Raw genomic sequence first — 23,346 nt, 5'->3', positions numbered from 1 at the left:
TGATTCTACAGATACTTTCATTAAGAAAACAAGAGTATTTCTTTCAAAGCAGTTTATTATTTCTTTGAATGAGAGAAGGGCAATAATTCATTTATGAGCTCAATAAACAATGCGCGCCAAGAGCGCGCATTTGCCATAAATAATATGGTGAAAATTAGCGAGGTTGTGGAGAGTTTTGGTCAAATTCGTCAAACTCATCAGGTTTTGCGCAGCATTCAGCTACAGTACTTACCATACCTCCCAATAAATCAACTGTATTAATGATTGGACTAAATAGGGCAGCAACAGCCAAACCAGCGGAAACCAACATGAATATTCCGGCCCCTTTCAGGCTTTCTAAGGTCTCTTCAAAATTGCCAGTGACAAAATTACCGATGGTAGCTAAAAAATGGGCTCCGATAGCTAAAGCGATAACAGCCGAGGCCATAGCTAATTGGGGTGTATCAGTAACAATTGATGTTGCTCTAACTGCAAAACTGGTAGTAGATTTGATAGGAGTAAAGAAAAATGAACGTATAGGCGCTCCATTATCGTTTACTAACGCAGAACTTATTGCTTTTGAAGTTGTGCCTGAAAGAATATCTGAAATAAAATTAAAATCTGCCATTGTTTTTCACCTAGTTTTTAGTTTATCGATGTGACCGCTATTATACCTCTAAATAGCTTAAGATTTTATTAACAAGTAGGTTTTGAGGGGAATTACTGTTACATACTCATGATGTTCTTGAGCGTAACACCGGGAATTCTGCTAGGCTTACTCAAGTAAGACCATATCGTTAATCATTATAATGCTTATAATGATCATGAAAAAAACTACACGCTATGTTTTTAACCGCTTCAGAGCTGCAGCTTGCTGCGTCTATTTTCATATAAGTCATTTTTTGGTATTTTTGAGATACCGAAATAACGGCACAAAATCAATATGAATAATTTCAATATAAAAAAATCACAATTAGATACGCCTTGTCTGATAATAGAGAAACAAACGCTAATATCTAATTTGGAGTTGATGCGTGCTCACGGTATTAAAAATAATGTCAGCATACGCCCTCATGTAAAAACCCATAAATGTACAGAATTAGCAAAGCTTCAAATTGAATACGACGCAATAGGTATTAGCGCAGCTAAAATTTCTGAGGCAGAAGGGCTTATTAATAAAGGAATCCGTAATGTTTTAATTACTTCGCCAATAGTAACTAAAGAAAAAATCAGAAGATTAATATCTTGCATACAGCAAGCGCCTGATACAATCATTGTTGTCGACAATGAACACAATCTAAATGATTTGAGTGAAGCAGCCAATGCTATTTCATTCAAAATTAATGTTTTAGTCGATATTGATCCCGGAATAGGTAGGACTGGAGTCAATCCGGATTTAGCGCTTGATTTTGCTTTAAAAACAAACAACTTTAACTCATTAAATCTCATGGGCATTCAGTGCTATGCAGGGAACCTTCAACATATCTCATCTTATAAAGAAAGAAAAAATTCATCTCTAAATATTTCGTCAAACTCATCAGGTTTTGCGCAGCATTCAGCTACAGTACTTACCATACCTCCCAATAAATCAACTGTATTAATGATTGGACTAAATAGGGCAGCAACAGCCAAACCAGCGGAAATCAACATGAATATTCCGGCCGCTTGCAGGCCTTCTAAGGTCTCTTCAAAATTGCCAGTGACAAAATTACCGATGGTAGCTAAAAAATGGGCTCCGATAGATAAAGCGATAACAGCCGAGGCCATAGCTAATTGGGGTGTATCAGTAACAATTGATGTTGCTCTAACTGCAAAACTGGTAGTAGATTTGATAGGAGTAAAGAAAAATGAACGTATAGGCGCTCCATTATAGTTTGTTAACGCAGAATTTATTGCTTTTGAAGTTGTGCCTGAAAGAATATCTGAAATAAAATTAAAATCTGCCATTGTTTTTCACCTAGTTTTTAGTTTATCGATGTGACCGTATACCTCTAAATAGCTTAAGATTTTATTAGCAAGTAGGTTTTGAGGAGAATTACTGTTACATACTCATGATGTTCTTGAGCGTAACACCGGGAATTCTGCTAGGCTTACTCAAGTAAGACCATATCGTTAATCATTATAATGCTTATAATGATCATGAAAAAAACTACACGCTATGTTTTTAACCGCTTCAGAGCTGCAGCTTGCTGCGTCTATTTTCATATAAGTCATTTTTTGGTATTTTTGAGATACCGAAATAACGGCACAAAATCAATATGAATAATTTCAATATAAAAAAATCACAATTAGATACGCCTTGTCTGATAATAGACAAACAAACGCTAATATCTAATTTGGAGTTGATGCGTGCCCACGGTATTAAAAATAATGTCAGCATACGCCCTCATGTAAAAACCCATAAATGTACAGAATTAGCAAAGCTTCAAATTGAATACGGCGCAATAGGTATTAGCGCAGCTAAAATTTCTGAGGCAGAAGAGCTTATTAATAAAGGAATCCGTAATGTTTTAATTACTTCGCCAATAGTAACTAAAGAAAAAATTAGAAGATTAATATCTTGCATACAGCAAGCGCCTGATACAATCATTGTTGTCGACAATGAACACAATCTAAATGATTTGAATGAAGCAGCCAATGCTATTTCATTCAAAATTAATGTTTTAGTCGATATTGATCCCGGAATAGGTAGGACTGGAGTCAATCCGGATTTAGCGCTTGATTTTGCTTTAAAAACAAACAACTTTAACTCATTAAATCTCATGGGCATTCAGTGCTATGCAGGGAACCTTCAACATATCTCATCTTATGAAGAAAGAAAAAATTCATCTCTAAATATAATGAGAAATGCCAGCAATATCGCACAAATTTTCAGAGAGCATGGCTTAAATTGTTCAATAGTAACAGGGGCAGGGACAGGAACTTATGATATCGATATCGAAGCCGGGGTTACAGAAATACAGCCTGGTTCATACACAGTCATGGATGTAGAATACTCTGTCATTGGATCCAAAGAAAATAGTCAATGCTTTCACACATTTAAACCAGCAATGACGCTTCTTACTACGGTGATTAGTTCTAATAGAAAAGAACATGTGACCGTTGATGCAGGCACAAAATCCATTTACGTCGATAAAAAACATCGTCCTCTAATTATTAGCCATAACGATTTGGAGTACGATTGGGGTGGTTTTGGGGATGAACACGGAAAAATTACTGCTTTAAATAATGCGTCGCTACCCACTAATGGGGAAATTTTAGAGCTTATCGTTCCTCATTGTGATCCAACAATTAATCTATTTGATAAATTCTATATAGTTGAAAATGATAAGGTTATTGATATATGGGATATCGATTTAAGAGGAAAATCTCAATAAGCCCAGATAGGTCGGGTAACCAATTGATCAATGGCGCTACCTTAAGTTTTTGTAACCTGGCTGAGCGCAGCGTAATCCGGGATTTCAGTGCACTGAGCTAGGCATTCCCGTATTATGCTGTACTCATCCGAGCTACGATTTTTCCTTCCTTTTCTTAAGGTAGTACAATTGCCCGACGATTACGAAACATAAATAAAGTCGAATTATTTCATTAGGCCTGTAGCAAAAGCTGTTTCAACAACGTTATTTGGCTCAAACATCGATTTAAAATGTTTAAAACTTTCAAGTCTGGACTCATCATTTTGATTACGCGAAAGCAAGTCTTGTCCATACTCTGCTATATCTTCAACAATTCGTTCGTGTCTGTAATAAGACAAAATTGTTTTATCGACATTTGTTTGATCATAACCTTCATAAAAATAGTGGATTTCATGAGGTTTATTCCATACACCACAAACGCCACCACCAATGAACATCAAATCACGCTCTTTTGGTGCTAGCATGGGCTCATCCCAATCAATAATGTAAATAGACTCCTCATTAACAACTAATACATTGCCCGCATGTATATCAGAATGACACAGAACGTATTTATCTAAATCCGGTTGAATTTTTTTAGATAGCTCTTCTGCGGAATCAACTAATTGACGAATTGAGTCGATATTTTGATTAAAAAAAGATTTGAAACCAGCAGTAATTTTATCATCTGAAGCATCAAGTTCAATTTTACTATAAAAAGACCTGACTATTTCACGCCATTTAGTTGAGTATATTTCTTTTCTTAGTTGTTGTTGAATTAAGGAGGGAACTGATGTTTCATGAATTTGTCTTAATACTTTTCCCAACTGTTCCCACTGTTTTTCGGTTAAATTTTGAGTAAAACCATTTGGCGCATGAATAAATGGATAAACTATTATTTTAAAGTGATCCCATTGCTGAAATAATTTTGCTTCGAGTGTGGGGATAGGAAAAATAATTTCATTTATTCCTGAGTCATGCAAAAGACGGATAATTGATAAATTAATTTCATTATGATAACCGTACTTTAACTTTACGAAATAAGAATTGGATTTTGAATCTGCTTTATATGCCAATGCATTCATATCAGCGCCACCAGGGATGAGTTGTGCTGCATGTATATCAATTCCATAATGCTTGTTCAAAAGCTCGATGATCTGTTGTTCTTGAATAAGTTTTTTTAGCATAAAAGTCAGTTATTGTTTGGAAACAGACAGCATGGTAAAGCAAATCATACAATCAGGATACTTTTAAGTTAATTCAACAGGCTTGTTTTTCCTGCATTCTGGTGTTTTCAAAAATCATTACCTTAATTATAAATTATAAATGCGAGCCACTAGGCATCATGTTGATTGCAAGAGATTTTTTGAGTTTTTTGGCATCATTATAGGAGAAAAAACCAAGATCTATATCTAACTTTCTTTTATGGTGATTATTATCTAGAAAGCAAAGCAGTTCCTCTTCTTCTACGATACAAGCCATATCATAAGGGGTAATACTGATTGTTTGTCTACTTACACTATGATGTTGCTTTATGAACTGCTCCATGTTGTTAACTATTCTTTCTGCGTATTCTTTTGTAGCAATTTTCTCTGAGCAATGAAGGGCTAGATCCCTAAGGTTTTCTGCTGTTATTTCACAGGTCGAATGCGCATTAACGCCTGCTTTAATTAATTGTTTTAATGCAGAAATACAACCATATTGAGCTGCTAAAAAAATAGGAGTTGCTCCATTATCTAACTGACAATTCAAATCTACTCCCAATTTGGCAAGTGTAGTAATGGCCTCACCATTATCCATTTGGGCGGCAATATGAAGAGGAGTAGCTCCATTATTGTCTATTAAGGAGGGATCTGCTCCAAGCTTAATAAGTGTAATAATAGCCTCTGTATTATTTCGTTTGGCAGCCATATGAAGAGGGGTAGCTCCGTTATAGTTTCCAAAATTAGGGTTTGCCCCCAAACTGGTAAGCATCTCAATAGCCTCTATATTATTGCGTTTGGCAGCCATATGAAGCGGAGTAGCTTCGTTATCATCAGTTATATTAGGATCTACCTTAAGATCGATAAGTGTCATTATTGCTGCGACATGATTTTCTTCAGCTGCGGCATGAAGTGGAGTAGTTCCCTCATCATCCCCTGAGCTAAGGTCTGCTCCAAGCTTAGCCAATTCAGAGATCGCAGGGCAGTGTCCATTCTTGGCTGCAATATGGACAGGTGTAGCTAGAGTAATGCAGTGTCCCTCATTTACATCGGCTCCGATCTGAGCAAGTAGGGATATAGATGCGACATCACCTTTCGTTGCGGCTAAATAGATTGGTGTATAGCCGGTATTTAACGCATTTATTTCAACGCCGTTATTGCTGAGGAATTCTATAGTTTCTAAATCTCCATGCTGCACAGCCAAGTAAATTAATGGATAATCGTTATAACTTTTGTCTATCCCAAGCCCATATTTAAGATATTCCTCTAGAACCCAGGTATGTTCATTTTGAGTTGCAATACAAGCTAAGTCATATTCATTAGACTCTCGCTTTAATATCTGCTCGGTTAATACCTGCTTTTCATCAAATTGATTAAGGGCTGCGGTTACTTCAGGTAATAACTTATTATCAGCGACAGTAAAAATCGAAGTATTAAAACCAATATATGGAATTGAGGGATCAACTACTAAACCATTCATTATTTCATCGGCCAGTAAATGTGTTTCCTCTTTAGAAAATGCTAAGGGGGGATATTGTTCGTTATCCATGAACCGCCACCCACTTCCTAGGGTATAGGTTACTGCAAGGCTATGATGAAATCCACCTATAAGAATTCCCCAGCATTCATTTGATGAGTTACTTGTAGCGCTATCCACTACATCGCCGAGTTTATCAAAATATTGCGTAATCTCTTCTTTTGTGTACATCCCTGGATGTGAATATATTTTACATAATCCACCCCGGGAACGCATTGTATCAGAAGTAGCAATATCTGAAATGGACTCAATGTCTGATTGAGAAAATAGCCTACCAAAAAGCGAGGTATAATCATTTGGAGATTGCTGCAATTCCATGTGATCAAAAAAAGCTTGAATATCCCGTAGCTTTTTATCTTCTTCTGTTAATTGATTTTCTTCTTTGTCTTGAGCCTCTTGAATTCGAGCAAGCAATGAATCACCATAGGAGTGAATTTCTTTCATGCGGTTTTCAAATAAGCTTTCTTCGCCAACTAGGCATGCTTCAAGCCATCGAATTGCAAATCCATGACAACTATCTTCTGGTAATCGGTAGCCTAAATCTTCTCTCAAAGAAATTAATAACGAATGATTATCTAACCACATATTGACGGGGGTACAGCTGAGGAAAGGTTGAAAAATTATAGCGGAAGTTCAAATTTAAGTCAATGTGTGGATTCGATTATCAGAACCTGACTTGGTTCTGTCGCAAAAAGCTAACGCTAAGAACAAACTAATAGTGACTTATCGCTGTTCAGTTGTTGGAATTAAAAAAGAATAAGTCAAGACTGTTTTTTTATAATTTTTTTGGATATGATAGCAATCCACATCAACTTATCCATCCGATTTATCCTTGTGGATATCATTCTAATTTTCGTCTAGCTCTCTTTTAAGTTTAAACTCCTGTTTTACAAAACCCCTTGTCCTATATGGATCGTTACAATTTACTTGACATTAAATAAACACACACTTATCCCCATTTTCTGTGGATAACTCTGTGAATACACACTGGTTATTCGCTAAAATCCAGCCGTTGGGAGATAAATTGAGGGTTGGCCGGGATTCTGACGAAAAGGTCCGTTTGATGTACTATTTTAATTCAATTTGTATTCAACCCTTAATTTGTCTCTATCCATGCTCAATGGAAATACACCATATCTATTAATATGCCCACCATGATAGGGGGATAGACCATTTCGCATATTTTCTGTAACCTCAAGATCTTCGGTTAATTTATTAATAACATTAATCACGTTTGCTACAACATGTAACATGACTGCGTTAGCAACACGTCGACCAAATTGGTATAGGCGTTAGAACCCCTTTCAATAAAATCTATTTGCATTTTATTGTTGGTTCATTTGCAAAATAATTCAAGCAGAGCCGAATCTGTTTTCAAGTCCTAACACTTACCAATAAAAATTGTGGTGGTTTACCCCTCTTTAATAAGGAACCATCAAGATCCATACAAAAACAAGAGAGAGCGAGATGAAAATATAAGTCACTTACTAGCAACGAATTAAATCAAATATTTAATGAGGTATGTGACTTTTCAGTAAAGAGATCAACTACCTTTATGAATTTATTTTCATCTGCTACTTCAGAAGCCATTTTGTTCGTATCATCAGTGAGGTTGGTATCAGCTCCATACTCAAGTAGAAGTTCCACAACATCTCTATGTCCTTGTGAGGCCGCAAGATGAAGCGGTGTTGAACCATTACGTGATCTAGAATTTAATAACAAGTCTCTGTTTTTTTCTAAGCAAATTTTAACAACATCTACGAATCCATTATATGCAGACCAATGCAATATATTTCTTTGGTGTTGCTTATCAACCACAATAGTCAAATCACGACCATACTCAATTGCTTCGTCAAGAAGGTATTCAAACCCTTCAATGCTAATGCCTTTAAAGGTTCCTTTTGCGTATGATAGTAATATATCATTTTGATAAGGATCAATATCATCTTCTGTATAATGCCTTGCATTGCGCTCATCGCTAGCATTTTGGTTATGTGGGAATGTTTCTATATTTTTTCTAAATTTAATGGATTTGTCATGCATTAATTGAATACGCTTCTCAAAATTATGCTCAGCCCCAAAGATTAATAATATTTTAGGATTATTTGTCAGTTGCGTAATTTCTTTTGCGAAATGCAGTGCATCGATTTCGCGGGGTTTATATACAAAATATGAACCTAAGTCAGCCTCAGCATTATAAAAATATTCTCTTTGTTTATTCTCATCAGCAGTTTTATAAAGATTGTCTATCACCCCTAAATAATATAGGATTATAGTGGCATTCTTTAGTGCAAGTATTTTTTTTTGTAAATGTGATAAATCATCATAATTTTTAGGAAAACCATCTGAAAAAATTCGCCTGATTTCAATCTGCTCGCTAGATATTCTATGCCATTTATTGAGATTTTCTGTTAGCCCCTCTTGTAATACAACATAATCTGGATGGGAAATAATAGTTTGTGCAACAACAAATTGAGAGTGAGCAATTTCTTCGAATCCCAATGGTTCATAGGTATCCGAGGACTTGAGGTCTTTAGCCATACGCTTAGTGATATGCTTTTGCTTTACATGCGTAATAAATATCTTATTAATTTTTTCTGATTTAAGTTTCATAATTACTCATTATTAAAGAAAGGTGCGTAAAATTATTTGTTATTGTGCATTAATTAATCAATTAAATCTAGCCTGTGTCGTTAATTTATTGGTAGTCGTATCTTTCTATTACAATTTTCAGAGGGGTAAGGGGGCTATCGCAAAAAATCAGAGTCAAGGTTAAACTTGTTACCATCAAAACCATCGGCCGGGATCCTAGTAAATAAGTGTCGTGTTCAATTTTTATGCTGCTAAAGATGGCTACCTAGCCTGGCGAGTTCGTTAAAATAATAGTATTTTGCTGAATTATCCTTCTGACCGAAGTTCGACCAATGCCAAGTCTTTTAGCGATTTCGGACTTGCTTAATCCAGATGCAAACAAATGATTTATATCAGCTTCAAAATGTTTTGTTGTTGAGGGTCGTCCATGTTTTTTTCCATTTTGTCTTGCATGAGCAATACCTGCTTTAACTCGTTCTCGCAAAATCTCTCGCTCAAACTCAGCAAATGTAGAGGCCTGTTATCTTTTGCTCCTGATCCAATTTCTGAAATTTCACTTTCAATACGCCATTCACGTGCCTGAGCATATTTTTTCATTGCTTCAATTTGCAGTTCTAACGTCTGTTGGTCATGCGTTGAAACTCTGGCATAAATTCCTGCTTTCATACCTGGCCAAAAACCCCCTGAAATTTGTCTATCCAAAACCCTTTAAGTATAAGGATCAAAAGTCTTGATTTTTGCATGGCCATAAACTACTGTTTTCGGCCGCTTATAAGATAGCCAAAAATTGATATGACTGCAATCCATGAGACAGCTTATCCTCGATTAAAACCTAATCCGAGCCCAGATGAGCTTGAAAAAAATTTCAAGCCAACCTATGACGAAATATTTTTAATGGAAGATAGTACCAAATCGTCATTGTCGGACGTTTATAAATTAGGATTCATCCTGACACTAAAATGTTTCCAATGCCTTGGCTATGTGGTTAACATTCAAAAAATACCAGAGGTCATTGTTAATTATATTAGTCAAGCAATGGGGATTCAAAAAATCCTTGATTTAAACGCCTATTCTCCTTCTGCGAAAAAACGGCATCGAAAGATCATTTTAAAATATCTTGATATCTCAGATGATAGAAAAAAGCAGCGGATATATTTAAAGGAGTGCGCGCTAAAATCAGCATCATTTAAAGAGAGTCTCGCCGATATTATTAACGATATGATTGAAACCCTAGTTAAGGAGCGCTTTGAGTTACCTGGGTTTAGTACATTAGAACGTTTAGCGAGAGCAGCTAGAGTTATTGTTAACACCAGGCTCTATGAGGAAATCACTGGTAATCTTGATGATAAATCTAAAATTCTTCTTGATAACTTATTTGATACATCACTTGCTCCTGATAAAGCAACAACTGGCTGGGATTTTTTAAAACAGGAGATGAAAAGCCCAACCACAAATAATGTTAAATCATTTGTCACTAATTTAGAACTGTTAAAAAAATGAAAGACTGATGCTCCTGCATTAACTCATGAGCTCCCAGCCCATCGACTCGAACAATTCGTAGATGAAGCGAGAGCCCTTGATAGCTCTGATATGAAAAATATTAAGCCAGAAAAACGATATGCATTAGCAGCAACGTTACTCCATTTTAAACTTGCTCAAGGATTAGATGATATCGCCACGGTTATGATTCGTTGGATGCGTAAAATGCGGCATGAGGCAAAGGTAGCTCTGGATGAATATACGCTGTCAAAGAAAACTGAGACTGATGGTTTGATTAATACTTTACTTGGACTTTTGCTTGCATCTAATAACCCAGGCACTCCTTCCGAGAGGCTGGCTGCTATTGAAAGCAGCTTACCCGAAGATAAAAATGGAATCATTTATCAATGTGAGAAGTATTTAGCTTATGCGAGTGATAACTACTTGCCTTTTATGTTAAAGCTTTATCAGAATAAACGTTACGTTCTTTTTCAGCTGCTTGAACAGATTAGCTTGCAATCAGCCTCAAAGGACAAGTCATTAGAATTGGCGGTTACTTTTATTATTAAAAATCGTCATAGTAAGCAAAAAACATTGTCAATCATCGCCCATGATTTTGATCAGTTAAGCTGGCTTAGTGAGAAATGGTTCAGTTTTGTTACAAGCCAAAAAAGACACGATGAAATTATGGAAGTAAATAAAAAGAATTTTGAATTGGCGGTATTCAATGCATTAGCTGATGAAATTAACTGTGCGGATATCTTCCTGCCGGGTGCCAACAATTATGATGATCCAAATAAACCACTTATTTCATGGGATGATTTTGATTCACAGCTCGAAGAGTATTGTAATTTAATTAAACAACCAAGTGAATCATCTGATTTTATTGCTGCACTCCAAATTCAACATTATGCAGCAGCAAAAAAAACAAATGATGGATTTTTGGCTAATGAATACCTAAGTATTGAAAACTGCGAACCTGTTTTAAAACGCGTCATCAATAAAAAAGAAGATAAGGCAATAACGTCTTTTGTTGAACAAGTTTCTACTCGATTGCCGCTGACAAATATTGTAGATGTGTTTATTGATATTGAACAATGGCTCAGTATCAGTAAAGACTTTAAACCATTGTCGGGTTTTGATTCTAAAATTAAAGACTATGATATGAGGTTTGTTGCCACTTCTTTTTCCTATGGGTGTAACGTAGGTCCAGTTCAAGCAGAGCGATGCTTACAAAAGTACAGTCGTAAACAAATTGCCTGGCTATTTAACCACCACATCACAGACTATAGGTTAAGTAGGGCAACTGAAAAAATAATTAATGCCTACAATCAATTTGATCTGCCAAAATCTTGGGGAACTGGTGAAACTGGATCTGTCGATGGTACTTATTGGAATGTCTACACAAACAATTTACTTGCTGAGCACCACATTCGTTATGGTCAATACGGTGGGATAGGTTATTACCATGTTTCGGATCAATATATTGCGCTGTTCAGCAATTTTATTCCCTGTGGAGTGTATGAGGCAACCTACATTTTTGATGGTATTATTGAAAATGAATCTGATATTCAACCTACTACAATCCATGGAGATACTGGTGCACAAAGCGAAGTGGTATTTGCTTTTGCTTACCTGCTCGCTATACAACTTATGCCGAGAATTAGAAATTTTAAGCATTTAAAATACTACAGGCCCATTATGAGTGATGGTGTTATATTTGAGCATATCGACAGTATTTTTACTAATGATAAGATTGATTGGGAATTGATAGAGGCGCATTATCACGACATGCTACGCGTCGTAATGTCCATTCGGAGTGGCAATATAAAAGCCTCAACAATTTTACGAAAATTATGCACTCAAAGCCGAAAAAATAAAATTTACCAGGCATTTCGCGAGTTGGGGCGTGTTGTTAGAACCATGTTTTTACTCAATTATATTAACGATATTGATTTAAGGCGTTTAATTCAGACCGCTACTTGTAAAAGTGAGGAATTTAACAATTTCATTGACTGGGTTTCCTTTGGCCGGGATGGAACAATTGAAGATAATTTGCGAGTTAACCAGAAAAAGACTATTAATTTTGGTCGACTTGTTGCGAATGCTGTCATGTTACATGTTGTGGCAAACATGACGAATGTTATTAATGAATTAACTGAAGAAGGTCTTGAGGTTACAGAAAATATGCGAAATGGTCTATCCCCTTATCATGGTGGGCATATTAATAGGTATGGTGTATTTCCATTGAGCATGGATAGAGACAAATTAATGGTTGAATACAAATTGAATTAAAATAGAACATCAAACGGACCTTTTCGTCAGAATCCCGGCCGACCCTCAAATTCTCTTTTAACCTAGTCTTATAAAAAATGAACGAAATTATTTATTTAAGTTTAATGAAGTAATTGATTGAAGGCTAGACTCCTCTGAGAAGCCTGAACTGTAACGTTTGCTCACCACCTAAACCCTAGGGTTCAAAGTCTTTGGTTGTTGGGATTTTTTTTAACTAGGTCAAGGGGTTGCTCAATAACCGTCATTAAGTTTATCCTCAAGCTATCCAGATAAAAAACTAATAAAATAGGTATGAAAGAGAAATACTTGGATACTCCACTAACTCCAGAACTCTATTGTTCCAATCTAAAATCAAGCCTTTCTTTTTATGTTGAAATACTTGAATTCAAAAATTCAATATCAGCGAGAAGAAGAGGGCTTTGCTATGCTTGAGTGTCAAGGCGCAAGAATCATGCTGGATGAAATAACTAGCGGAGCTAAAAGGATATGGATACCTGCTCCTATGGAGGCTCCTTTTGGCAGAGGGATCAATCTAGAAATTAAAACAACCCGCGTAGATGAACTATATAACCGCTGCAAGTATTTTGAAGCCAAAATTTTTCTACCTCTAGAAGATAAATGGTACCGCGCTGACTCAATGGAGATTGGAAACCGCCAATTTATAGTATTAGACCCAGATGGCTACATGCTGCGATTTGTACAAAATCTTGGTGAGCGGAAAATAATTATCTAAGAGTAGCAACTGTCTTGAATTAAAAATTTAAGACAGTTGATTCGCTTGCTATTCGTGTGGCGCTTTCAGAGGGTGACCCCATTTTGCTCGAGACTAGAAGGGTCGACTCGATTGAGTGCTGCCCCGATTGCTCTAATTCATTTTTAAGTGAGCAGTTAAATTTGATGCTTTATTATACAATTGAACCGCCTTTTGATACATTGCATCGAAAATTTCACTGCCTTCGCCGTAACAATAATAATCAATTGGTGATGTTTGCTTCCCTGTCACTAATTGTCTAACTAGATAAGCAAAAACTTCTGGGCGCATTACATTTTTTTGTGGTGCTGTTGTGGTTTTCGATGCACCAAATATCGAATTATAAACCCAGCTTGATGCGTTGTTTACTAAAGAAGTTGCACTATTAACTAAACTCTGGCCCATATCCTCTAAACCATTGATCCAGGGCGCTAAACGTGAGCGCCGTGCCTCGCTTAACAAAGGTCCTACCTGTTCTACTAAACGTTGGATAGATGGATCTGATGCCATTGAGCTATTGACAGATAATTGCTCACCCTTGGGAAAGCACCAATCAAACATGGCTTTAACATTTGCAAAATCATCACGGTATTGTTGGTTGATACCTCCACTTTGATGAATCGCGTGTACAACATAAGCCACACATGCCCAATCAGTTGGATAAAGGAATGAGGTTAAACTGAATAGCCGAGTTAAAAAGGCCCCAATGGAGGCTATGCCAATTTTATACCCCTGTATTCTTAGTTGTTTTAAATTTCTTTCGAATAGATCTAACTTGCTATCTAATAACTTTCTATGTTCTGAATTAGTAATAGAGAAACTCTGCTGCATTAAAGCGTTTTCTTCTTCTGTCAACAACATCGTACTGCCTCCTTTAGTCTGAACTATTATCCCTATTCGAAACCTAACACTAACCTAAGGAGATGACAAGAAAAAATGCAAACTAGTGTAGAGAAGGTGAGTACATGTCTGTCGGGAGATGCGCCAGACAGACGCTTGCTAAATAGAGTTTTAGATATTTAATTCACTCTGATTAAATGCATCGCCTAAGGAATACGTTTATCAACAGTTGGATGGCAAATTAATCTGCTATTAGAGCAATTGACTAAAATTACCTCAGAGTCAGATATATAGTTGTTTTTTTAAGACACAGGGTTGGATGATATTTAGAAAAGGTGTGGGTCGTGAATTTCAAGTTAATAAGCACTATCATTACAGCTCGGCTTCAGAAACCTTTACTTATTTGCTTTTGATCCTGTCATAACAAATTACTATCAACGTTTTGGGTGGAAGAAAATCGGTATTGATGAATTTAAATCACACACTGTAACGGTAATGGAAATGAGCACTATGTAGTAAAAAGGCGCTTGCACTTATGACTTGTAACCACCCGCCCTCTTTCTTCGTTAAGTCTGATTATCAAAATAATCAGACTTAATTGGATAATGCTCGTGATCGAGCATACTGATTACCTCTACTCTGATAGATTAAAAATACATGAACTTATACACAATTTGATATCCAATGAAAAAATCAATTTATTGGTAGTAAGGGATCATAAAAATGATACTCTATAGAGTATCCCTTTAATCCTGGCAGGAATATGAAAATGAAATTTATCAAGCAAGTTCATAAAAAACAAATGCTTGGTTTTGCTATAACAGGCATATTAAGTACATTAATAATGTTCGGCCTCTATGTCATGTTATATCATCTCATAAACTACCAATATGCATATTTAATAGCGTATACAATTTCAGTAATTGCTCTCTACTTTATGAACATGTTTGTATTTAAAGGGACGATGTCATTACATACTTTTTTAGAATTTCCCCTAATCTACTTATTGCAATATGTATTAGGTGCCGCTTCATTAGAGTTTATGGTACATCTAGGAATTTCAGTCACCTATGCACCATTGCTGGTCGTCATTGTTTTGTTGCCAGTCACTTTTTTATTAAATAGGATAGTATTTTCAAAACATTAAAGGATCTGTGGAAGAACCCTCAAAAGTGTTCAGTGGATTTGAACCATGCTCGCGATTCAACAATTATCTATGTTGAGCCAGGCGTTTCTCTACCATCAATTGAATATTATCACGAGCTTTTGGAGAGAAGTATTGGTAAATTTCTAAAAAATCTTTGCCATTTATAGAGATAAATTTGCAGGGCATTGTGGTAATAATGCTTGCTGTTCTTGGAATCGCTCGCAATATAGCGATTTCACCAAACACATCACCAGCCCCCAATCTACTGATGCGTACCGAACGGTTGGATGTGGTTTTAATTACATCCACACTCCCTTTGAGAATAGCATAAAGTCTATCAGCTATTTCACCTTGCTTAATCAAAATGACCCCAGTGTTAAACTCAACGATAAGACATTTACGGGCGAGCATGTTTTGTTCATGAATGCCAATGCCTGAAAAAATAGGGATTGTATTTATCATCCGGAGAATCTCCTCATGAGATGCTTGAGAATCCATATGCAACTGTCCTTGTTTTACGGAGTATTAATTCCATTATAGTTAAAATTGAGGATTCTGTTTAAAACCGGGTTCCATTTGTATATCAATACCTTCTTGATTATTAAAAGTTCTGATAACCAGCATGGTTCTCTCATAGAGGTAACTTATTTGTTCATGGCGCTTTATAAGCAATATAACACCCATCAAAATCACTGACTAAGGCTCCGTTGAAAAAATGAATCAACTAAAAAAATCTGAAGAGTAAATCTGAAATCAATTTTTCATTCCACAAAAGCTCTACGGATTTGACAAACAAAAAATTAAAATCTAGCATATCACTGTTTGTTAGATGGCGCGGGGTGTCGGAAAACCGGCTGAGAGTTACCCGTCGAACTTGAACTGAGTCATATCAGCGTAAGGACGCCTTCATAAGATCCATGTCATATTTTCTATGTGGCACGGTTCCCTTTTGCCATCTCCAATATTATTCACGCATTAATATAAGGAGTTATGAGCATGCCATCACCGAATTTTTTTTCAGTTCAGTTTATTGTACCAGAACGGACATTTCGTTTTTTGCCGGAAACGCCTTACTCTGATTTAAAGCCAATCGCTTGTTGTCTTGAGAGCTAACCATGCAAGCAGGTATTGTGGGCATGGGAATAATGGGACGCTTGCTGGCACTTGCATTGCATAATGCAGGCTGGAAAGTCACTCTTTTTGATCAAAACACAGGGGATATAAATTGTAGCTTAGCCGCCGCCGGGTTATTAACACCGTTTTCTGAATTAGATAAAGCAGATCAACTGATTTTTCATTTAGGTCAAGAATCCATTCGACAATGCTGGCCGCAAATTCTTGCACAATTACCAGAACAGATTTATTTTCAACAATCCGGAAGTCTGGTACTTAGTCATCCTAATGATCAAGCTGAATGGAGTCATTTTAGTCGGCGCATATCAAGTCAATTGGATCAGGGTGACTTTAACTTTCAACAATTATCTAATAAGACAGTGATTCAACTTGAGCCTGAGCTTTCTAAATTCGAGACAGCTTATTATTTCCCTGACGAAGCGCATATGGATTGTCAGTCGCTAATGCGCGTTCTTAAGATTTATTTAGAGGCTAAAGGCGTAAGATGCATCACGAATACACCTGTTTTATCACTTGAACCAAGGCTGATTATAACCGAATCAAAGTCGCATGAGTTCGATATGGTTTTTGATTGCCGAGGATTAGGTGCTCGCTCTGTTTTTACTGATTTACGATCTCTACGTGGTGAGTTAATATGGCTGCATTCTCCTGATGTTCAGTTGCAGCGCTCAATTCGTCTTTTACACCCTCGTTATAGTTTGTACATAGTCCCGCGCCCTGCCAATATTTATCTTATTGGCGCCAGTGAAATTGAAGCAGACGATCTTGATTCTATTTCAGTTCGTACAACATTAGAATTATTAACAGCAGCTTACTATGTCCATGCCGGTTTTTCTGATGCGCGCATCATAAAGACAGTTACCCAATGCCGCCCCACCCTATCAAGTCATTTACCAAGGATTAAATTCACGGATGGGCTCATCGCTATCAATGGACTCTATCGTCATGGTTATTTAATTGCCCCTGCTCTAGCGGAAGAAGTTCTTCGTGGCATAAAAACCAATTATCAACACGTTCGTTATCCAAAAATTTGGGAGAGTTAATTATGGTCAGCATTTATCTCAATGATACAGTGCAGCAGATTGAACCAACACAATCGTTACACGAATTATTAATACAAAACAATTACATCGAGCAGCATTTTGCAGTCGCGATAAATAATCGGCTGATCCCTCGTATGGCCTACAACATAACACTATTAAATCCAGGCGATCGCGTAGATATCATTGTGCCAATGCAAGGAGGTTAAGCATGTGGAATTTAGCCGGGAAAATGCTAAAAAGCCGTTTAATACTTGGAACAGCGTGTTATCCCTCATTAGAAGTCATGGAGAACGCTATTCGTGCCGCTGAGGTAGAAGTGATTACTTTATCAATAAAGCGCCAAGCACCACAAGGCATAGGCGGTGAGGTTTTTTGGCAAGCAGTAAAAAATTTAAGCTGTCATCTTTTGCCGAATACGGCAGGTTGTCGTGATGCAAAAACGGCGATTAGTACGGCTATGCTCTCAAGAGAGCTATTTGATACTTCATGGATTAAATTAGAGGTGATTGGGGATGAGTACAATCTTCAGCCCGATCCATTTGAGTTAATCAAAGCGGCCAAAATTTTAATTGATGAAGGATTTGACGTTTTTCCCTATTGCACAGACGATTTGGTCGTATGCCAAAAGTTGGTCGATATAGGGTGCAACATTTTAATGCCTTGGGCCGCTCCTATTGGTTCAGGCAAAGGATTGGTTAACTCATATGCTTTAGAAACGCTACGCCATCGACTTCCTAAAACGACGTTGATTGTTGATGCCGGCATTGGGAAACCCTCTCATGCTGTACAAGCCATGGAACTGGGATTTGATGCAGTGTTATTGAATACAGCGGTTGCTCTAGCAAATTTTCCTATCGATATGGCATCTGCTTTTCGTCATGCAGTCATCGCGGGTTTTGAAGCGTTTCAAGCAGGGATAATGCTTGAAAGAAACGTAGCACATCCCAGCACTTCATTAATTGATACCCCGTTTTGGCATCAAGATAATAAAGTATGAAAAAACCAATTGTATGGACAATTGCTAGCGTTGATCCTGCAGGACTTTCAGGAGTTCAAGTTGATTTAGAAACATTAAAAAATTTTAATGTAGACTCATGCTTCGCAGCTATTGAAGCAATATCTAGTGATCAGGTTGCTGCACAATATGATGCATTACAATATGCATTTAAACCCGATACTATTAAAATCGGGATGATTGGTACGTCATCTACTCATGAGAAAATCACTCATTTTTTGAAAGATTATCCAGGGTTTGTGGTCTTAGATCCAATACTCGCATTGTCTTCGAGAACTCCATTAATTTTTTCAAATGTACAGCAACATATAGAACGTCTAGTGAAGTTATTTCCGTACGTGGATATTGTTACACCCAATTTGATTGAAGCAGAAAAAATATTGAATCGCTCCCTTACTTCCTATCAAGATATCCAAGAAGGTGCTCACGCAATGTTAGCGCTGGGGGCCAAAAGCGTCTTACTCAAAGGAGGTCATGTAAAGGATGCCTTATTTAGCCAAGATTATTGGACTAATGGACATGAATCTTTTTGGCTCGCGAATCAACGGTTACCTAATAGAAATTATCGTGGGGTGGGATGTACTCTTTCTTCCGCTCTTGCGGCCTGTCTTGCGTTGGGTCACTCAATAAAGGATGCGATTGTTATTGCAAAAATGTATGTAACCCGTGGGATCCGGAAAGCGTTAAATATTGATCAACACACAGCAAAATTGTTTCATGGTGGCTGGCCTGAGGACGAAATCGATCTTCCTTATCTCTCACCCACCCCTTTATTGAAATTACCAGCCCCCTTTAAACAGTGCCAGATAGGATTATATCCCGTTGTTGATAGCAGTCATTGGTTAGAAAAGCTATTACCGGAAGGCGTGAAATGTATTCAATTACGAATAAAGAATATGCGTCAAGCACGCTTAGAAGAGGAGATAAAACGCAGTATTTTTTTAGCAAAAAAATACTGCGTCACACTGTTTATTAATGATTATTGGGAACTGGCTATTCGCTTTGGTGCTCAAGGCATTCATTTGGGCCAAGAGGATCTGCATGAAGCGGATATCGATAAAATTCGCCAGTCAGGATTACATTTAGGCGTGAGTACCCATTGCTATTATGAAGTGGCCACAGCACATGCCCTAAACCCATCGTACATTGCTTGTGGTCCTATTTATCCTACGACCAGCAAAGTTATGTCATTTCAACCGCAAGGAATAGATCAGCTTCAACGTTGGCGACGGACCCTCCATTATCCATTAGTTGCCATTGGCGGGATGACTTTTGAACGACTGCCTGAAATTTTAAAGGCAAGAGTTGACGGTGTTTCGCTCATCTCCGCTATTACAAAAGCAGATAATCCCCTCACGGCAACGCAACAATTTTTAACTCAAATGAAAGAGCTAAGAGATGGTTAATCACTCTCTTTCTGCAGATGAATTAAGCGGATCATGGGAAACTAAAGCATCTTAGTAATCCAGTCAGAGGATTTCAATCCATGAAAACGGCCTACGCGACTATTAAAAGAAGTGTTGTAAGCATGCTATCACTATTCACTAATGCCTTCAGGCCATATTTCAATCATGGATGTGTCTTCGATACAATTAACAGAATGAGAAGTTCCTGGCTGAATTTCGAACCATTCATGGCTTTGGTACAGTATTGGTAGGTTATCACCCATGCGAATTTCAAGAATACCGCTTACGATGTAGTTACAAACGGGTTTTTCGTGGGTATGGGGTTCAATGTAACTGCCTTTTGGAATCTCCGCAAAGGTAATAAATGCTTTATCACTAGTCATGTAAAAACTAAATTTTTCTAACTCCACTTTTTCCATCTGTTTAATCATTTTAGGAAACATTGCACCAGTCCTCTCTAATTCAGATTTAAAAATACCTGTGATGTTTTAAGTGGTTTTCAATACTAGTCGAAGAATGATTAAAGTTAAAGAAAGTTAAGTTTTGGGCGGATCTCAATCTGTACAAACCAAATTGTAGAGCCAACACAAACAGAATATTTTTTGCGTTCTTTTTGTTTTTATATGTTACAATTCTAGTATAATCAATAATATAGGGTAATTAATGTCTGATCCATTATCCATTACCGTTGCTGCTATAGTATCTTTTTCGGTACCAATTTATTTAATTTTTGAATCGCTCATCAGAGGAGAGCAAGAAAATCCTGTTCAAGAAAATCCTGTTCAAGAAAATCCTGTTCAAGAAAATCCTGTTCAAGAAAATCCTGTTCAAGAAAATCCTGTTCAAGAAAATCCTGTTCAAGAAAATCCTCTCGTAAAAATGCTTCATGCTACAGTATTACCTCCTGAGGTAGCGCCGTTGTCTGAGAAAGAATGTCACGCAATGCGTCGTGTAATTAATTCAGATAGCAGCTCTAAAATATTAAATAGGTTAAAAGGGCGTATGATGCAATATGAAGATTATGAAAAACGCTTGAGTCTGTTGAAGAGTGCCTTAGAGAGCAATACATCTTTGGAAGATGGTGATGAGTTAATACCTCACACGGATATTAATAATCCAGTACTTTTCTGTAAAGAATATTATTCAAATAAGCAATGGAAAGTTGCGCCTGCTAGTCCCAAAATTCTTGATAAGACAACACTTCTTTCAATGCTGGAATCGGGCACACATTACACAACTCGGGAAAGTTTGGAGAATCCACCTCGCTATAAAAAAAAGAAACCAACTCGCTTTAGATGGTATGATTATAACGGTCGCTCTTATGAATTGGAGCGAATGGCACAAAGTCTTCGAGATGATTTGTCAAATATTGTAGAAGCGGATACAAACAATAACTCCATAAGGCCCTTGACGTTAATATAGTCGTTCTGACTTGATCTGACGGTTGTTTGTTTAATATGCCCACCATGATTAGGGAGAAAGACCATTTAGAACCCATAGTAGGCGATGAAGAATTATACGCAATTATATCGAAGATAATCCGTCGCAAAAGTAAAGCGCTAAACCGATGAGTCTTTTTGTATTCATTTGATTCATTGAGATTTTTTTATTGACGATAAGATGATAAATAAATACAATACCGCCCTATCTTAGATGATGGTTCATACGTGTAAGTATGTCTTTTGAACGTGATGAAGATCCTGCTTTAAAATCTAACGAGTTAATTTTTTCTCTGGAAATTGCCAGACGACTTGAGGCGCAAGCTCGAATCCTCCCTCAAAAACTGGATAAGAATGGGTACATCTACCATGTTTATGCTGTTCTTGACGCCCTTAGTTCTTCTGTCAGCATGTTTAAATATCTTTTTGAAGTATATTTTTCTACTAATGACAGCAATTTAATGTATGAATTTCTTTCCTCTCCAGAAGGTATTGCTACTATTACCTCCGAAATGATTTTTTTGATTACATTTTCTTTTTTAGCGAGCCTCTTTGAGAATGAAGAAAGTGGCACAATTGAAAAAAATATAGCATTAGCTTGGCGTTATTTTCGCGAGATGATGAGCGGTCTTAGGAGCGCTTATAAAGGTTTGCGCAGTACGATACAAATCATCGGTCTATTAGTCGAGGGCATGGATCTTAAATACGCGATGATTCCTTGTGGATTAATATTGGGAGTTATAGCCGTTGCTAATCGATGGTGGCTCTTTGATATGCGTGAGAAACGCAAGGAAATGATAAAGAAGAATAATAAGTGTTTGTTTGATATTCTAGAGCTTCCTCATTTAGCCAAATCTGACAGCGAAGTTTTTTTATCACGCATCTCATTTCAAGATGACGAGGTACGTATTCATGCTTTTTTTTCCATGGGATTGAGTGGACTTATTGATGGTTTAAGTCTTTTTGTTGGCGTTTTAAGTTTGGCAATATTATCTTCACCTGCACTGCTCGCTATGACCATTATCAGCTGCATCTACGTTATAGCTTGCGCGATATCAAGGTTATATGAAGAGTATAATGATCAATTAGATCTACTAATCACCCAAAATCAATGTAAATTGGCACTTGTGACCAGGGAAATGCAAGTCAATTATGCAATATTGCTGTCTTTGCATAAAAAAATGGATAAGAGCTCTGAAGATTTAGCTGAGATAGAGCGTTTGAAAGCAGAGCTTCGAGTGTTAATTAAATCCTTTATAGAACTACATCAGTTAGTTAAAACACAAGTAACACATACCTATTTTACAGCGGCTTTATCAGGAGTAAGGTATGGTTTACTTACTTATGGGGTGCTGACCAGTTTCTTATTTACAACATCTACATTGTTTTTAGTGCCAGCTGCTATTTTTCCTCCAGCATTACTGATTGCTTCTATAGTAATGGGCTGCGTATTAATGATTGGATTTTTAGCCTATAGCGTAATAGCCCATTATCTTCACTTAAACAAGCAGAAAAATAATGAAGTACAACCTGATATACAATTAATGGATATGCAGAGGATTGTAGAGGATTGTGAAGAAGAGGACATTTTTTATGAGTCAATAAATGAGGGGTTGTTACTTGATCCCGCACCAAAATTCTTCTTTCAAGAATGGTCGGAGGTATTTCGCTCATTATTTACTGGTTTATCCAAGGGAAATAATGTGGCCAATTTTTTAGAGCATTTACTTCAGAAAGCTGATTCACAAGAACATGATTATGATGTTCCATTAATGAAATTATTCGAAATAAGCAGTATAGTATTATTTGGGATTACTTTAGCACTTAGGGCCTTAGCACGTGGATTTAAGGAAAAACCGCCAGTGCAAATTGATCTTGCCGCACAGACAAAGCCCATTAAAGCAGAGGCCCCTCCTCCGGGCGCGATGAAAACCGAGGAGCTCAGGGAATCATGCAAAATCATTCAACGACCCCTTGATTCCCCTCCGCCCTCTTCTCTATCACTTCAACGCTTTTTTAGAACGCCACAATACGAACCACCCGACTCATCAGATATCCAGCCCCAATTGAGAATGTAATTTTCGCTCAAAAA

At 37.0% G+C, this 23,346-nt stretch carries 21 protein-coding genes, 3 pseudogenes and 1 riboswitch; of the genes and pseudogenes, 14 read left to right on the top strand and 10 right to left on the bottom strand.

The features are described from left to right. Positions 1 to 154: 154 nt before the first annotated feature. Complete coding sequence (locus tag LFA_RS06600) at positions 155 to 607, bottom strand: hypothetical protein (protein ID WP_045095478.1); 453 nt, start codon at positions 605 to 607, stop codon at positions 155 to 157. A gap of 315 nt (positions 608 to 922) precedes the next feature. Here LFA_RS06600 and LFA_RS18805 point away from each other — a divergent pair, with 315 nt between their 5' ends. Further along, on the top strand, positions 923 to 1,852 hold the full coding sequence (locus tag LFA_RS18805; RefSeq protein ID WP_052673883.1) for an alanine racemase: 930 nt from the start codon (positions 923 to 925) through the stop codon (positions 1,850 to 1,852). Positions 1,853 to 2,237: 385 nt separating this feature from the next. Beyond that, complete coding sequence (locus LFA_RS06590; RefSeq protein WP_045095477.1) at positions 2,238 to 3,356, top strand: DSD1 family PLP-dependent enzyme; 1,119 nt, start codon at positions 2,238 to 2,240, stop codon at positions 3,354 to 3,356. A 203-nt stretch (positions 3,357 to 3,559) separates the two neighbouring features. Here LFA_RS06590 and aph(9)-Ia read toward each other — a convergent pair whose 3' ends face one another. The 6 genes from aph(9)-Ia to LFA_RS06570 all read right to left on the bottom strand — a co-directional run bounded on the left by aph(9)-Ia (position 3,560) and on the right by LFA_RS06570 (position 9,371). Beyond that, positions 3,560 to 4,561 carry an aminoglycoside O-phosphotransferase APH(9)-Ia gene (gene aph(9)-Ia / locus LFA_RS06585; RefSeq protein ID WP_045095476.1) on the bottom strand — a complete coding sequence of 334 codons (1,002 nt, stop codon included), beginning with the start codon at positions 4,559 to 4,561 and terminating at the stop codon, positions 3,560 to 3,562. Between the two features lie 133 nt (positions 4,562 to 4,694). Next, on the bottom strand, positions 4,695 to 6,698 hold the full coding sequence (locus tag LFA_RS06580) for an ankyrin repeat domain-containing protein (RefSeq protein WP_045095475.1): 2,004 nt from the start codon (positions 6,696 to 6,698) through the stop codon (positions 4,695 to 4,697). A 488-nt stretch (positions 6,699 to 7,186) separates the two neighbouring features. Beyond that, the gene (locus LFA_RS19800; RefSeq protein WP_172653464.1) at positions 7,187 to 7,345 is read right to left on the bottom strand and encodes a hypothetical protein; all 159 of its coding nucleotides are present in this window, start codon (positions 7,343 to 7,345) and stop codon (positions 7,187 to 7,189) included. Between the two features lie 271 nt (positions 7,346 to 7,616). Next, complete coding sequence (locus LFA_RS06575) at positions 7,617 to 8,726, bottom strand: ankyrin repeat domain-containing protein (RefSeq protein ID WP_045095474.1); 1,110 nt, start codon at positions 8,724 to 8,726, stop codon at positions 7,617 to 7,619. A gap of 244 nt (positions 8,727 to 8,970) precedes the next feature. Continuing rightward, positions 8,971 to 9,189, bottom strand: a complete 219-nt coding sequence (locus tag LFA_RS20295) for a helix-turn-helix domain-containing protein (protein WP_231865912.1) — start codon at positions 9,187 to 9,189, stop codon at positions 8,971 to 8,973. Beyond that, the gene (locus LFA_RS06570; RefSeq protein WP_045095473.1) at positions 9,093 to 9,371 is read right to left on the bottom strand and encodes a recombinase family protein; all 279 of its coding nucleotides are present in this window, start codon (positions 9,369 to 9,371) and stop codon (positions 9,093 to 9,095) included. The genes LFA_RS20295 and LFA_RS06570 overlap by 97 nt, the downstream gene beginning before the upstream one ends. Positions 9,372 to 9,497: 126 nt before the next feature. Here LFA_RS06570 and LFA_RS19400 point away from each other — a divergent pair, with 126 nt between their 5' ends. The 3 genes and pseudogenes from LFA_RS19400 (at position 9,498) to LFA_RS06560 (ending at position 13,212) form a co-directional block, all read left to right on the top strand. Then, positions 9,498 to 10,205 (top strand): DUF4158 domain-containing protein, encoded by a 708-nt coding sequence (locus LFA_RS19400; RefSeq protein WP_052673882.1) that lies wholly within the window; start codon positions 9,498 to 9,500, stop codon positions 10,203 to 10,205. 27 nt (positions 10,206 to 10,232) lie between these two features. Then, positions 10,233 to 12,479, top strand: a pseudogene (locus LFA_RS06565) (transposase); the annotation flags it as partial. Positions 12,480 to 12,858: 379 nt separating this feature from the next. Then, positions 12,859 to 13,212, top strand: coding sequence for a VOC family protein (locus LFA_RS06560; protein WP_197541204.1), 354 nt, complete (start codon positions 12,859 to 12,861; stop codon positions 13,210 to 13,212). A 132-nt stretch (positions 13,213 to 13,344) separates the two neighbouring features. Here the strand turns inward: LFA_RS06560 and LFA_RS06555 are convergent, their stop codons facing one another. Further along, positions 13,345 to 14,091 carry a hypothetical protein gene (locus LFA_RS06555; RefSeq protein ID WP_045095472.1) on the bottom strand — a complete coding sequence of 249 codons (747 nt, stop codon included), beginning with the start codon at positions 14,089 to 14,091 and terminating at the stop codon, positions 13,345 to 13,347. A 357-nt stretch (positions 14,092 to 14,448) separates the two neighbouring features. On the opposite strand from LFA_RS06555, the pseudogene LFA_RS20290 reads away from it, so the two are divergent. Next, positions 14,449 to 14,586 (top strand): annotated as a pseudogene (locus LFA_RS20290) (GNAT family N-acetyltransferase); the annotation flags it as partial. Between the two features lie 247 nt (positions 14,587 to 14,833). Further along, entirely contained in the window at positions 14,834 to 15,217 is a 384-nt protein-coding gene (locus tag LFA_RS06550; protein WP_084602131.1) for a GtrA family protein, read from the top strand. Between the two features lie 63 nt (positions 15,218 to 15,280). On the opposite strand, the gene LFA_RS06545 is transcribed toward LFA_RS06550, so the two are convergent. Then, a complete protein-coding gene (locus LFA_RS06545; RefSeq protein ID WP_231865911.1) occupies positions 15,281 to 15,679 on the bottom strand; it encodes a cyclic nucleotide-binding domain-containing protein in 399 nt (132 codons plus the stop codon). Between the two features lie 363 nt (positions 15,680 to 16,042). Next, a riboswitch (TPP riboswitch) is annotated at positions 16,043 to 16,135 on the top strand. Between the two features lie 197 nt (positions 16,136 to 16,332). Between LFA_RS06545 and LFA_RS06540 the strand changes: the two genes are divergently transcribed. The 5 genes and pseudogenes from LFA_RS06540 to LFA_RS19795 all read left to right on the top strand — a co-directional run. Then, entirely contained in the window at positions 16,333 to 17,394 is a 1,062-nt protein-coding gene (locus LFA_RS06540; RefSeq protein ID WP_045095469.1) for an FAD-dependent oxidoreductase, read from the top strand. A gap of 2 nt (positions 17,395 to 17,396) precedes the next feature. After that, on the top strand, positions 17,397 to 17,600 hold the full coding sequence (gene thiS, locus LFA_RS06535) for a sulfur carrier protein ThiS (protein ID WP_045095468.1): 204 nt from the start codon (positions 17,397 to 17,399) through the stop codon (positions 17,598 to 17,600). A 2-nt stretch (positions 17,601 to 17,602) separates the two neighbouring features. Then, a complete protein-coding gene (locus LFA_RS06530; protein ID WP_045095467.1) occupies positions 17,603 to 18,391 on the top strand; it encodes a thiazole synthase in 789 nt (262 codons plus the stop codon). After that, a complete protein-coding gene (gene thiE / locus LFA_RS06525; RefSeq protein WP_052673880.1) occupies positions 18,388 to 19,815 on the top strand; it encodes a thiamine phosphate synthase in 1,428 nt (475 codons plus the stop codon). Before LFA_RS06530 ends, thiE begins: the two co-directional genes overlap by 4 nt. Positions 19,816 to 19,841: 26 nt before the next feature. Beyond that, a pseudogene (locus LFA_RS19795) lies at positions 19,842 to 19,922 on the top strand (IS6 family transposase); the annotation flags it as partial. A gap of 24 nt (positions 19,923 to 19,946) precedes the next feature. Here the strand turns inward: LFA_RS19795 and LFA_RS06520 are convergent. Further along, complete coding sequence (locus LFA_RS06520; protein WP_045095466.1) at positions 19,947 to 20,258, bottom strand: cupin domain-containing protein; 312 nt, start codon at positions 20,256 to 20,258, stop codon at positions 19,947 to 19,949. A gap of 220 nt (positions 20,259 to 20,478) precedes the next feature. On the opposite strand from LFA_RS06520, the gene LFA_RS06515 reads away from it, so the two are divergent. Together LFA_RS06515 and LFA_RS06510 are read left to right on the top strand one after the other, a co-directional pair. Further along, complete coding sequence (locus LFA_RS06515) at positions 20,479 to 21,237, top strand: hypothetical protein (RefSeq protein WP_045095465.1); 759 nt, start codon at positions 20,479 to 20,481, stop codon at positions 21,235 to 21,237. 253 nt (positions 21,238 to 21,490) lie between these two features. Continuing rightward, on the top strand, positions 21,491 to 23,332 hold the full coding sequence (locus LFA_RS06510; protein WP_052673879.1) for a hypothetical protein: 1,842 nt from the start codon (positions 21,491 to 21,493) through the stop codon (positions 23,330 to 23,332). Positions 23,333 to 23,346: the final 14 nt, after the last annotated feature.

It is taken from the genome of Legionella fallonii LLAP-10, assembly GCF_000953135.1.
Lineage (GTDB): Bacteria > Pseudomonadota > Gammaproteobacteria > Legionellales > Legionellaceae > Legionella > Legionella fallonii.
Note: the sequence above shows the minus strand (reverse complement) of the source record. Positions and strands in the feature narration are given on the sequence as shown.